The organism is Bacillus cereus group sp. Bc010 (assembly GCF_027716745.1).
Taxonomy (GTDB): Bacteria; Bacillota; Bacilli; order Bacillales; family Bacillaceae_G; genus Bacillus_A; species Bacillus_A pacificus.
The window spans coordinates 1-13,148 of record NZ_JAQFUY010000023.1; the positions used below are offsets into that span (position 1 = coordinate 1).

The following is a 13,148-nucleotide window of genomic DNA, read 5'->3' on the forward strand; positions in this document are numbered from 1 at the left end:
AAAGCGGCGGCGCTAGCAAAACAAAAAGGAGAAGGAACAGAAGAAGAAAAGGCCAAGGCGAAAGCGGCGGCGCTAGCAAAACAAAAAAGAGAAGGAATGGAAGAAGGAACAGAAGAAGAAAAGGCGAAAGCAAAGGCGAAGGCAGCAGCAGCCGCAAAAGCGAAAGCAGCGGCGCTAGCAAAACAAAAAAGAGAAGGAACAGAAGAAGTGACGGAAGAGGAAAGGGCAAAAGCGAAAGCGGCGGCGTTAGCAAAACAAAAAAGAGAAGGAATGGAAGAAGTAACAGAAGAAGAAAAGGCCAAGGCGAAAGCAATTGCAGCAGCGAAGGCAAAAGCGGCAGCGGCTGCAAGGGCGAAGACGAAGGGTGCTGAAGGTAAGAAGGAAGAGGAAGCGAAGCAGGAAGAGCCATCTGTGAATCAACTGTATTTAAATCAGTATGTTGAAGTTATTAAGGGAAAAGTAGGAGAGGGTGCTTTAGTAGATTGCTACATTAATAAACTTTCCAAAGAGGTGCCAACTCTTGTAGTGGAACCCTCAAAATATTATGAAGTAATGGAGTTACTGCGATCCCATGAGGAACTTGCATTTGATTATATGTCAGAGTTACATGCGACGGATTTTGTGACACACATGGAAGTGTATGTTCATTTATTTTCATATGGAAAGAAACAGTCAGTAGCGGTAAAGGTGAAGCTGGATAGGGAAGCGCCGCAAGTAGAATCGGTGACGCCGCTTTGGAAAGGGGCGGACTGGCCAGAGCGGGAAGCGTATGATTTGCTCGGTATTGTATTTAAGGGACATCCGAATTTATCGCGTATTTTAATGCCCGATGATTGGATAGGTCATCCGCTTAGGAAAGATTATGAACCGTATGATGTGGAGGTGTAGCTAAATGATCCGTACGGAAGAAATGCTTTTGAATGTAGGTCCTCAGCATCCAAGTACGCACGGTGTGTTCAGGCTTGTTATTAAGATTGACGGGGAAATTATTAAAGAAGCTACACCGGTTATTGGATATTTGCATCGCGGGACTGAAAAGATTGCGGAAAGCTTACAGTATACGCAAATTATCCCTTATACAGATCGGATGGACTATTTATCAGCCATGACGAATAATTACGTCATTTGCCATGCTGTAGAGACGATGATGGGGCTTGAAATCCCGGAGCGAGCCGAATACTTGCGAGTACTTGCAATGGAACTTGGAAGGATTGCGAGTCATCTCGTTTGGTGGGGAACAAATCTTCTCGATATAGGAGCGGTCAGCCCGTTTTTATACGCGTTCCGTGAGCGGGAGATGATTATTAATTTATTAAACGAATTATGCGGTGCCCGGCTTACTTTTAACTATATGAGAGTCGGCGGTGTAAAGTGGGATGCGCCGGACGGTTGGATTGAAAAAGTGGAAGAATTTGTTCCGTATATGAGAGAGCAATTGGCGGGTTACCATGATCTCGTTAGTGGCAATGAGATTTTCTTAAATCGTGTAAAAGGCGTTGGTATATATAGCGAAGAAGATGCAATTTCGTATTCTTTAAGCGGAGCGAATTTGCGGTGCACCGGAGTAAACTGGGATCTTCGCAAGGATGAACCGTACTCCATTTACGACCGTTTTGATTTCGATATTCCTGTTGGGAGCGTGGGGGATGCTTGGGATCGCTACGTTTGCCGCATGCAGGAAATTGAGGAGTCCTTAAAAATTGTCGAGCAAGCTGTCCAGCATTTCCCGAAAGAAGGAGCAGTACTTGCGAAAGTACCGAAGATTATTAAGGCTCCTAAAGGGGAAGCATTCGTCCGTATAGAGTCGCCGCGAGGAGAGATTGGTTGCTATATTGCTAGTGACGGAAAGAAAGAGCCATACCGTTTGAAGTTTCGCAGGCCGTCTTTTTACAATTTGCAAATTTTACCGAAGTTATTGAAAGGTGAAAACATCGCCAATTTAATTACGATTTTAGGTGGAGTGGATATTGTACTTGGGGAGGTTGATGGCTAATGATTGAAACGCTCTTACAATCACCTTCTAGCTGGACGAATTTCTTCATTTTTTTCGGATTAGCGGTGCTCCTATTATTTGCAGTCCTTGGCTTCGTTACATATGGAATTTTGGCAGAACGGAAAGTGATGGGTTTTATGCAAGGGCGGATTGGGCCAAACCAAGTTGGAGGCCGGTTTGGTCTGTTGCAAACGGTAGCCGATGTTTTAAAACTATTACTGAAAGAGGATAGTATTCCGAAGGCGGCAGATAAACCGTTATTTATATTAGCGCCTGTCATTGCATTCGCTCCAGCATTTATGGTGCTTGCAGTCATCCCGTTTACTGATAAATTTCAGTTCGCAGATATTGGCGTAGGCTTACTGTATTACATTGCTGTTTCTGGCATTACGACGATTGGTGTCGTAACCGGAGGATGGGCATCGAATAATAAATATTCCCTTTTAGGGGGGATGCGCGCAGCGGCGCAAATGATTTCTTATGAAATTCCGCTCGTAATGAGTGTAATCGGGATCGTTTTATTAGCTGGTAGCCTAAATTTAAATGAAATCGTAGCAGCGCAGGAAAATGTTTGGTATATTTTCGTGCAACCAATCGGTTTCATCGTATTTTTAATCGCAGCAGTAGCAGAGTTAAATAGGACGCCGTTTGATTTACCAGAAGCTGAGTCGGAGCTTGTTTCTGGATATCATACGGAATACTCAGGGTTTCGCTGGGCGTTCTTCATGCTTTCAGAGTACGTATATTTCTTCGGGATGGCATCTTTAATTACAGTGCTCTTTTTAGGCGGATGGAATCCAGTTATGTTCCTTGGATTTATCCCAGGTGCCGTATGGTTTGCTTTAAAGTTTAGCAGTGTAGTTTTTCTATTAATTTGGTTCCGTGTTACGTTTCCACGTATAAGAGGTGATCAGTTAATGGAGTTTGGCTGGAAAGTATTATTGCCAATTGCACTTGCAAATATTTTCTTAACGGCATTGATTAAGGAGTTATTCTTCTAATCTATGAGGGGGGTGCCAGTAAGAGATGAAAGGTCTATTTAAAGGACTAAAATATACACTAAGCAATTTGAGTAAGAAGAAGGTAACTTATGATTATCCGAACCAACCGTTGCCATTGCCAGATCGTTTTCGAGGGATTCAAAAGTTTTATCCAGAAAAGTGTATCGTTTGTAACCAGTGCTCCAACATTTGTCCGACAGACTGTATTCAGTTAACGGGGAAAAAACATCCGGATCCTACGAAAAAAGGAAAAATTATCGACACGTACGATATTAATTTTGAAATTTGTATTCTTTGTGATTTATGTACAGAAGTTTGTCCGACAGAGGCGATTGTTATGACAAATAACTTTGAACTGGCGGAATATTCACGGGATGACTTATTTAAAAATTTGCAGTGGCTCGATGAAAACGATGAAAACGTCAGGAAGGAGAATAAAGCATGAATGGCGAGTTTATAGCATTCTTTATACTATCCTTGTCTGCAATTATCGGCGGCGTTCTTATGTTGAATTTAACGAAAGTCATGCATATGATGCTAGCTCTCGTTCTGACATTTCTCAGCATTGCAGGTTTGTACTTTCTTTTATCAGCTGAATTTATCGGGGTTGCACAAATTTTACTTTACTCGGGTGCGATCACAATTATTATGATTTTTGGCATTATGTTAACGAAACATAACGCAGAAAATGAATCACGTCTTACGCTTCGAAAATGGATTATCTTCTTTGCGGTTGTAGCATTTGGGGCAGTTATGTATTTCGCTGTTAACAATATTGATTTTGCAAATGAAAGCACACAAGGAAGTTTACCTCTCCATGAAAAAAACACACTTCAAATCGGTACACTTCTCTATTCAAAATATATTATTCCATTTGAGCTAACCTCAGTTATTTTACTTGTAGCACTTGTTGGCGCAATTATTCTTGCGAAGAAGGATGAGAAAGAGGAGGATTCCAATGAGTAGCGTTCCTGCTTCTGCGTATTTAACGCTTGCGATTATTTTATTTTGCATCGGTTTATTTGGAGCTTTAACGAAGCGCAATACAGTAATTGTATTAGTTTGTATTGAATTAATGCTGAACGCAGCCAATTTAAATTTAGTAGCGTTTAGTAAATTAGGTTTGTTCCCAAATTTAACAGGGCAAATTTTCTCTCTGTTTACGATGGCCGTAGCAGCAGCGGAGGCGGCGGTAGGACTCGCCATTTTAATTGCTTTATATCGTAATCGTACGACAGTTCATGTAGATGAAATGGATACGCTTAAAGGATAACATTGTGACCGAAAAGGGGGAAGGAAACAATGATCGATTATGCATGGCTCATACCGCTTTTCCCGCTTGTTTCGTTTTTGTTATTAATTATATTCGGGAAGAAAATTAGAGAAGGAAGCAGTGTACTTAGTATTTTCTTCGTCTTTCTCTCCTTTATATTTGCGGTACTTGTATTAATAGAACGGTTTTCGACAGTACCAGTGAAGCATAAGTGGGTATGGCTTAGAGCTGGAGATATTGATATATCATTTGGCTTTGAAGTGACAGCATTAGGGGCTTTAATGCTGTTTATCGTTACACTTGTGAGTTTACTTGTACACGTGTATTCGAAAGGTTATATGAAAGGTGAGGAAAGATTACCAACCTTTTATGCCTATTTAGGACTCTTTACATTTGCGATGCTCGGGCTTGTTATATCACCGAATTTATTACAGCTTTATATATTTTGGGAGTTAGTCGGCCTCGGTTCGTTCTTACTCATCGGTTTTTATTTCTTTAAAGAAGAAGCGAAGGCTGCTGCGAAAAAAGCTTTTATTATGACACGTATTGGCGATGTCGGTTTATTTATTGGGATGATCTTAATTTTCTGGCATGCAGGTAGTTTTGAATATGACGCAATTTTTAGAGCGATTCATACGGGTGATCTGACTCCGACAATGATTACAATAACGGCGATTTTAATTTTTATCGGAGCGATGGGGAAATCAGGTCAGTTCCCGCTTCATACGTGGTTACCGGATGCAATGGAAGGGCCGACGCCTGTTTCGGCACTTATTCATGCGGCGACAATGGTCGCAGCTGGCGTATATTTAGTGGCAACGATGTTTCCGCTATTTTCAGCAAGTGCGGTGGCGATGCAGACGGTAGCAATTGTTGGAGCCTTCACTGCAATCTTTGCAGCTTCCATCGGTCTTGTACAAACGGATATAAAGAGAGTACTTGCTTATTCTACAGTTAGCCAGCTCGGGTATATGATGCTTGCACTAGGATCTGCCGGTTATGTAGCTGGTGTGTTCCATTTAACGACACACGCTTTTTTTAAAGCATTACTATTTTTGGCAGCAGGAAGTGTCATTCATGCAGTGCATACGCAAAACATTAATAAAATGGGCGGTTTACAGAAGAAGATGAAAGTAACGGGTGCCTTATTTTTAATCGGTACTCTTGCAATTAGTGGTGTGCCACTCCTTTCCGGCTTCTTTAGTAAAGATGAAATTTTAGCGGCAGCTTGGATGAACGGCAATTACGTTTTATTCGTCTTAGCGATACTTGCAGCATTCCTAACAGCGTTCTACATGTTCCGCCTATACTTTCTTGTCTTTACGGGGGAAGCGAAGACGAAGGAAGATGTGCATGAATCGCCCCGCATCATGACGTATCCGATGATTGTCCTTGGCGTTCTTGCAGTCGTGGCAGGCTATATAAATACACCGTGGTTTGGAACGTTTCTCGGAGATTGGCTTACGAAAGATGTAGCGTTTAAAGTGCGAGAGGGGCACGGGCCAGTTTGGATTATGATTGTTGCGACGCTCGTTTCTTTGACAGGGATTGCTCTTGCATATGTCATATATGGCAAGAAATCTATTTCTAGAGATTGGGCTGGTGGCGAGGACTCGTCTCTTTATAAACTTTTGAAAGAAAAATATTATGTGGATGAATTATACAATATGACGGTGCTTCCTATTACGAAAGGAATCGCTCATGTGCTTCGCCTATTTGAAGTGTATGTAGTCGAAGGAATTGCCGTTTTAATAGGGAGCTTAGTGAAAGGGATAAGTGGAATTGGCTCTAGACTCCAAAACGGAAATGTACAAGTGTACGGGACTGTAACAGCCGTTTCACTTGCAGTACTCTTCATTATTTTGCTCTATACGGGAGGGGATTTACGATGAATGATTTGTTATTAACGTTCTTCATTTTTTCCCCGCTTTTAGGAATTCTCTTACTTACATTCACACCGAAAAAAGAATCGCGTACAGTGCGAGCGCTCGGTTTATTTGGAACAGCGCTTCCATTCGGAATCGCTATCGTCCTCGCTTGTACATATGCTTCTGGAAAGAGTTTGTCTCTATTTGATGAAAAAGTGAAATGGATTACATTTGGGGATTTTGCAGCGGTGGATAAAAGGTGGTTTTCCATTTATTACGAGCTTGGTATTGATGGTTTATCGCTCATTATGATGGTACTAACGTCCCTTCTAGCGATGCTTGCAGCGATTGCAGCATTTACTATTAAAAGAAACTTGAAAGCATTTTATATGCTGTTACTTATGTTAGAAATAGGGATGCTCGGTGTCTTCACTGCTCAAAATTTAATATTGTTCTTTATCTTCTTTGAAATTACATTGCCACCGATGTTTTTATTAATTGGGAAGTGGGGGAAATTGTCGAGTGAAAAGGCTGCTTATAGTTATTTAATATATAACGGTATTGGCTCCGCTATTTTGCTCATCGTTTTCTCGGTTTTATTTGCGAAAACAGGTACAACCAATATTACAGAGCTTAAAGAAATATTAACGAGTGTAGGTGCTGGTGGAGGAATGGCTGTCCCAAATAGCTTACAGTTCGGTTTGTTTCTTAGTATAATGATTGCTTTTGCAATTAAGCTACCCGTTTTCCCGTTACATCGCTGGATGGTCAATGTACATATTGAAGCACATCCGGCTGTAGTTATGCTTCATGCAGGTGTTTTACTGAAGATTGGAGCATACGGTATAATCCGCTTCGGACAGGGGTTATTCCCGGAATACTTTCGCGAGTTTGCAACGCTCATTGCGATTTTAGGGGTCATTAATTTATTGTACGGAGCCTTCTTAGCGCTCATTCAAACGGACTTCCGGAAGGTGCTTGCTTACTCTAGTATTTCACATATGGGTATTGTATTAATGGGCCTTGGGGCGTTAAATGCACCAGGTACACAAGGCGCTTTATTCCAAGTTGTTTCGCACGGTTTAATTGCGGCCTTACTCTTTTTCTTACTTGGTGTTATAGAACAGCGCTTTGGAACGTCGGATATTACAGCGCTTGGCGGACTTGCAAAAAGTGTACCGGTACTTAGCGGCTTTTTCTTAGCGGGAGGAATGGCATCGCTTGGATTGCCAGGGATGTCCGGATTTGTTAGCGAATTTCTTGCCTTTCTCGGTTTATTCCAAGGAGAGCCAGTTATTGCTGCGGCAGGAGTACTTGGCATCATTTTAACCGCTGTATACGTATTAAGAGCAACGCTGCAAGTAACATTTGGTAAGAAAGAGTGGGAAGCGAAAGCTGATATACACGGTTGGGAGTATGTTCCTATATTGCTACTTATCTTCTGCATTATTGCAATTGGCGTAATGCCAGAAATACTAGGGGATCCGCTTCAAAATACGTTGAAAACATTGGGGGTGAAGTAGGATGGATATGAATACGTTACTTAGCTTATCGTGGCATCTCATGGTGCCAGAATTCATTATTCTCGGAGCTGCCATCCTTCTTTCCATATGTGATTTGTTTTTTAAGCTGAACCATAGATACGTAGCACTTGGTGCAATCGCGGCGGTCGTATTAGCAATCGTGTCACTAATTACGCTATATAGCGAACCAGCGGGAGATATTTTAAATGGATCATTTGTGTTAGATGGATTTTCAAAAGGATTTAAAACGTTGTTGTTAGGCGGGGCGGCCCTCATTTTATGCATCGCAATGAGCGACGATAAGAAAAATCCAATTGAAGATAAGGGAGAATATTATTACTTATTTTTAATGGCGCTTCTTGGGGCGATGTTTATGGCTTCTAGCGTTGATTTCATTACACTTTTCGTCGGTTTAGAATTGCTTTCACTTTCTTCCTACATTTTAGTAGGAATACGAAAAAAGAACCGTGCATCAAATGAAGCAGCAATGAAATATGTCATTAATGGAGGAATTGGAACGGCAATTACGCTTTTTGGAATGAGTTATTTGTACGGTATTACAGGGTCAACTAATATCGTGGATATGCAAAAAGTATTTGCCGGGGAACTGGCTGGTGGTATTCAGTTATTGCTAGCTCTCGCATTTCTACTATTACTCGTTGGGCTTTCATTCAAAATTGCGACAGTGCCGTTTCATATGTGGGCGCCTGATGTGTATGAGGGAGCGGCTACACCTGTTACCGCTTTTCTTGGAACGATTTCTAAAATTGCTGGGTTCTTACTCATTATTCGTCTGTTCCTCATGGTTTTTGCAAGTGTATCGGTGCAAGGAGACATGCAATCTTTATACGGACGTATGAGCATATACATCGCTGTGCTAGCTAGTATTACGATGATTATTGGAAATGTAGTCGCATTAAAGCAATATAACGTAAAACGCTTATTTGCTTATTCAGGAATCGCACATGCAGGATATTTACTCGTACCGCTTGTAGCAGTATCGCCATTTACGATGGATAGCATGTGGTTTTACATGCTTGCGTATATGCTTATGAATATAGGCGCGTTTGCAATTATCCACGGCTTAATCTTACAAAGCGACAAAGAAAATATGACCATTTTCACTGGATTATATAAAAGGTCGCCATTTACAGCGATCGTGATGACGATTTTTATTTTATCGCTAGCGGGGATACCAGGAACAGCTGGTTTCATTGGGAAAATTAACATCTTTTTAGGGGCCCTTCATGTAGAGCCAGCTCATTACGTACTAGCTTCTATTATGATGGGGACGACAGTCATTTCATTCGTATATTATTTCCGTATTTTACAGCAAATGTTTTTCCGTACGGGAGAAGTAGAAGAGAAAATTCGTTTGCCACTCAATATAAAGGTTGTGATGAGCCTTTGCGCAATTTCAATTGTAATACTAGGGATTATGCCGATGGTTGGGTACAATTTCTTTTATGAATATTTTCCATTAATGAAAGATTTCTTCTTCTTAGGGAACGTGGTACAATAGTGAAAATAAAAGGTGTGGAGTCGTTACTCTGCGCTTTTTATTTTGTGTGAACTACGATTGAAAATGCATATAAGTATACGCTTTTAAAGAGAAAATTACGATGTAAAATGTAAGATGCTTATTTGTATTTGAAAAAGTGTGGCTCCTACTTACTATGGTATCGTTTTTATAGTGTTTCGTAAGTAGTAGCTGGGTAAAAAGGAGTCGGTTTTTTGGCACATCTTTTAGGGCAACAAGCACTGATTGCCATCGTTTCGCATTTATTGTTTATTACCATTACGTGGTGGGCCTTACAAGGTATTCACATTGAGCGTTTAATGAAGCCTGGAAAGGTGATGCAGACGAGAGTATTACTCATCTTAATTACAATTGCAATTGGGACATCTGTAAGTAACTTTTTCCTTGATTATTTAGGCTATTCAAAGAGTTTAACGTATTTAGTAAAGTAAGTGTATAGAACCTCAAATCTCCGTTAACAATGGGGATAGGAGGGGATGAAATTGAAGCTTAAAGCCATTCTTATTGTTGCATTAAGTGTTGTTTTATTTTTGGTTGGGTATAGAGAGATGAAACCAATCAGCGATGAACAGAAGATGGAGAACATGATCGCAGCTGTAGAGAAAAATGATGCTAAAGTAGAGAAATGGTCATGGTTAGCACGAGAAACAAAAACAATTTCTAATATACATACGTTTCAAAAGTTGTTAAACGATGTGAAGGATAAGGCGAATATTCAAAAGTGGGAATTAGAGCAATCTCCAGATGGATATAAAGCTACATCCTATAAAAAGTATTCTTCTTATGAAGAACGAGTAGTAGTAACTTGGAGTAAGGAAAATACTAAAGAAAACACTTTCATTATCTTTGAAGTAAGCGGGGCAAAATGGGACCCGAAGTATATTCAGAAAACGAATAAAATTTTTAGTGAAAAACCTATAATTTACACTTGTGTTCAAGGTGTACTGAATGATAAGATTGAAGGTGTTTTGCAAAATAAAACCAATCAGGTTTTGAAAGATCTTTCAGCAAGAGCGATCGAACAGATAGAAGAAAGAGCATTTGTGTCAGTCTCCGCATACAATAAAAAGTGGGATGACGCTCTTTCAACAAATAGAGAGAAAATAAATGTGCAAATAGCAATACGTTCTACAGACAACAAAGATACAATTGTGGTTGGCACACCGATCATAACTTCTGAGTATTGAGTGAATAGATACTGAAAAAAGGACACGGAGGGGAATAATTTGGAAAAGATCATCGTCCGTGGCGGAAAGCGGTTAAAAGGCACAGTGCGTGTTGAGGGCGCAAAAAATGCTGTATTACCTATAATCGCTGCAGCCCTATTAGCGAGTGATGGAAAGAATGTACTATCTGAAGTACCAGTTTTGTCTGATGTATACACAATTAATGAGGTATTACGTCATTTAAATGCTGAAGTCGTATTTGAAAATAACCAAGTAACAATTGATGCTTCTAAAGAGCTAAACATTGAAGCACCATTTGAATATGTACGTAAAATGCGTGCATCTGTTCAAGTAATGGGACCTTTATTAGCACGTAACGGTCGTGCTCGTATTGCACTTCCTGGTGGATGTGCAATTGGTTCACGTCCAATTGACCAACATTTAAAAGGCTTCGAAGCAATGGGAGCAAAAGTACAGGTTGGTAACGGTTTTGTTGAGGCATACGTTGAGGGAGAACTAAAAGGAGCTAAAATTTATTTAGACTTCCCAAGCGTGGGCGCGACAGAAAACATTATGTCTGCAGCTACATTAGCAAAAGGGACAACAATCCTTGAAAACGCAGCGAAAGAACCAGAAATCGTTGACTTAGCTAACTTCTTAAATGCGATGGGAGCGAAAGTACGCGGAGCTGGAACTGGAACGATTCGTATCGAAGGCGTTGATAAATTATATGGTGCAAACCACTCTATTATTCCTGACCGTATTGAAGCGGGAACATTCATGGTTGCAGCGGCAATTACTGGTGGAGACATCTTAATTGAAAATGCTGTGCCTGAACATTTACGCTCAATTACAGCGAAGATGGAAGAAATGGGTGTTAAAATTATTGAGGAAAATGAAGGTGTACGTGTTATCGGCCCAGATAAGTTAAAAGCGGTTGATATTAAAACTATGCCTCACCCAGGTTTCCCAACAGACATGCAATCACAAATGATGGCATTATTACTACAAGCTGATGGAACAAGTATGATTACAGAAACGGTATTTGAAAACCGCTTTATGCACGTTGAAGAATTCCGTCGTATGAATGCTGATATTAAAATCGAAGGTCGTTCTGTTATTATGAACGGTCCAAACAGCTTACAAGGTGCTGAAGTAGCAGCAACTGATTTACGTGCTGCAGCTGCATTAATCTTAGCTGGTTTAGTATCAGAAGGTTACACTCGTGTAACTGAGTTAAAACATCTTGACCGTGGCTATGTAAACTTCCATAAGAAATTAGCTGCATTAGGTGCAACTATTGAACGTGTAAACGAAAAAGTAGAAGAAGTGAAAGAACAAGAAGTTTCTGATCTTCACGCTTAATTGAAATAGTCTCTATGTCTTTTGACATAGGGGCTATTTTTTTGGGCTTATTACTGTTATAGTCAAGAAATTCTATACTTATGCACGTACCAGTAAAAATATTTAGAAAATTTTTGTTTTATATGGATCCCCTTAAGTATGTTCTAAAAGAAAGAGTTGTTCCATAAGAATGAATGGAGTAAAGCTTTTTTTATCCCGCTTTAATGGGCAGTAAGACCCACACCTCAAAATTCAGCAAAAGCAAAGAAGTTAGGTGGGGGTCGGGCTGCCCATAAAAGCACGATTGGTTCAACTAATAATCAGTGGGGGATGAAGGAAACCCCCACTGATTAAAGTTTCACTTTATATTGGGGGAAATAAGATGAAATTTTCAAAGCCACTTTTTATTACAGTAGCGCTTCTCATAGCGCTCGTTATCATTGTACCTGCTGCTCTTGTGATTCCGTTTGCGAAAGCAAAAGTAGAGGAAAAAGCAGCTTCTAAAACTCCTCCAGCGATAGAAAGTATACCAGCTCCAGGGAAAGTGGATACAGCGGTTCAAGTTGCTGTATATCGTGAGAAACAGAAAAAGGTAGAGTCATTACCTATGGAGGAGTATGTGACCGGTGTAGTAGCTTCTGAGATGAATGCCAGTTTTGAAATAGAGGCGCTAAAGGCGCAGGCATTAGCAGCGAGAACATTTGTCGTGCAGCGTATGCTAAGCGGAGGTAAGAAAAACAATGCGGACGTGACAGATACGGTGAAAGATCAAGTGTACAAAAGTAAAGAAGAATTGAAGAAACAATGGGGCAATAACTACGAAAATAATTTGAAGAAAATTGAAGAAGCTGTTTCAAAAACCGCAGGACAAGTTTTAACGTATGAGGGAAAACCAATCTCAGCATCCTTCTTCTCAACGAGTAATGGCCGGACAGAAAATGCGGCTGATTATTGGGGAAATGATTATCCGTACTTAAAGAGCGTAGATAGTCCGTGGGATCAAGCTTCTCCGAAATTTACGAGCGAGCAAACTTTTACAGTAGCTGATTTTCAAAAACGTCTCGGGGTGAAAGTGCTAGCAGACGGAAAAGTTGGTGATATTAAAGGGCGTACGGAAGGAAAGCGTGTAAAAGATGTAGCATTTCAGGGGAAAACATTAACCGGAAGAGATGTACGTGACAAATTAGATTTACGCTCCTCTGATTTCACGTGGAAACAAGAGGGAGATAAAATCGTTGTTACGACGAAAGGCTTCGGCCACGGCGTTGGCATGAGCCAATATGGAGCGAATGGTATGGCGGCGGAAGGAAAGAAATATACAGATATCGTCGCTCATTATTATAAAGGTGTCGAAATAAAGACGATGAACGATTATGAAGGTAAGTTGATGGTGAAGAAGTAGGTGTCAGGGTCTCCTGGCACCTACTTTTTTGTTTAAAA

The 13,148-nt window shown here is 40.5% G+C and carries 13 protein-coding genes; all 13 read left to right on the forward strand.

Going from position 1 to position 13,148, the window contains the following annotated elements:
* On the forward strand, nucleotides 1-888 hold an 888-nt coding region (locus tag PDQ68_RS20670), incomplete at its 5' end, for an NADH-quinone oxidoreductase subunit C (protein ID WP_270786934.1).
* A 4-nt stretch (nucleotides 889-892) separates the two neighbouring features.
* A complete protein-coding gene (nuoD, locus tag PDQ68_RS20675; protein ID WP_061184185.1) occupies nucleotides 893-1,993 on the forward strand; it encodes an NADH-quinone oxidoreductase subunit NuoD in 1,101 nt (366 codons plus the stop codon).
* Nucleotides 1,993-2,994, forward strand: coding sequence for an NADH-quinone oxidoreductase subunit NuoH (gene nuoH / locus PDQ68_RS20680; RefSeq protein WP_000573429.1), 1,002 nt, complete (start codon nucleotides 1,993-1,995; stop codon nucleotides 2,992-2,994). The genes nuoD and nuoH overlap by 1 nt, the downstream gene beginning before the upstream one ends.
* Nucleotides 2,995-3,019: 25 nt before the next feature.
* Nucleotides 3,020-3,439 carry an NADH-quinone oxidoreductase subunit NuoI gene (nuoI, locus tag PDQ68_RS20685; protein ID WP_000677191.1) on the forward strand — a complete coding sequence of 140 codons (420 nt, stop codon included), beginning with the start codon at nucleotides 3,020-3,022 and terminating at the stop codon, nucleotides 3,437-3,439.
* Entirely contained in the window at nucleotides 3,436-3,960 is a 525-nt protein-coding gene (locus PDQ68_RS20690; RefSeq protein WP_001012803.1) for an NADH-quinone oxidoreductase subunit J, read from the forward strand. Before nuoI ends, PDQ68_RS20690 begins: the two co-directional genes overlap by 4 nt.
* Nucleotides 3,953-4,267, forward strand: a complete 315-nt coding sequence (nuoK, locus tag PDQ68_RS20695) for an NADH-quinone oxidoreductase subunit NuoK (protein WP_000100078.1) — start codon at nucleotides 3,953-3,955, stop codon at nucleotides 4,265-4,267. Before PDQ68_RS20690 ends, nuoK begins: the two co-directional genes overlap by 8 nt.
* 29 nt (nucleotides 4,268-4,296) lie before the next feature.
* Nucleotides 4,297-6,159 (forward strand): NADH-quinone oxidoreductase subunit L, encoded by a 1,863-nt coding sequence (nuoL, locus tag PDQ68_RS20700; RefSeq protein ID WP_061184186.1) that lies wholly within the window; start codon nucleotides 4,297-4,299, stop codon nucleotides 6,157-6,159.
* The gene (locus PDQ68_RS20705) at nucleotides 6,156-7,658 is read left to right on the forward strand and encodes an NADH-quinone oxidoreductase subunit M (protein WP_061184187.1); all 1,503 of its coding nucleotides are present in this window, start codon (nucleotides 6,156-6,158) and stop codon (nucleotides 7,656-7,658) included. Before nuoL ends, PDQ68_RS20705 begins: the two co-directional genes overlap by 4 nt.
* Before the next feature lie 7 nt (nucleotides 7,659-7,665).
* Nucleotides 7,666-9,180 carry an NADH-quinone oxidoreductase subunit NuoN gene (gene nuoN, locus PDQ68_RS20710; protein ID WP_333724090.1) on the forward strand — a complete coding sequence of 505 codons (1,515 nt, stop codon included), beginning with the start codon at nucleotides 7,666-7,668 and terminating at the stop codon, nucleotides 9,178-9,180.
* A 212-nt stretch (nucleotides 9,181-9,392) separates the two neighbouring features.
* Entirely contained in the window at nucleotides 9,393-9,629 is a 237-nt protein-coding gene (locus PDQ68_RS20715) for a DUF1146 family protein (protein ID WP_000940742.1), read from the forward strand.
* Between the two features lie 51 nt (nucleotides 9,630-9,680).
* Nucleotides 9,681-10,385 (forward strand): YwmB family TATA-box binding protein, encoded by a 705-nt coding sequence (locus tag PDQ68_RS20720; RefSeq protein ID WP_410973915.1) that lies wholly within the window; start codon nucleotides 9,681-9,683, stop codon nucleotides 10,383-10,385.
* 39 nt (nucleotides 10,386-10,424) lie between these two features.
* Complete coding sequence (gene murA, locus PDQ68_RS20725) at nucleotides 10,425-11,729, forward strand: UDP-N-acetylglucosamine 1-carboxyvinyltransferase (RefSeq protein WP_061184189.1); 1,305 nt, start codon at nucleotides 10,425-10,427, stop codon at nucleotides 11,727-11,729.
* A 361-nt stretch (nucleotides 11,730-12,090) separates the two neighbouring features.
* Nucleotides 12,091-13,110, forward strand: coding sequence for a stage II sporulation protein D (gene spoIID, locus PDQ68_RS20730; protein WP_000672637.1), 1,020 nt, complete (start codon nucleotides 12,091-12,093; stop codon nucleotides 13,108-13,110).
* Nucleotides 13,111-13,148 lie beyond the last annotated feature (38 nt).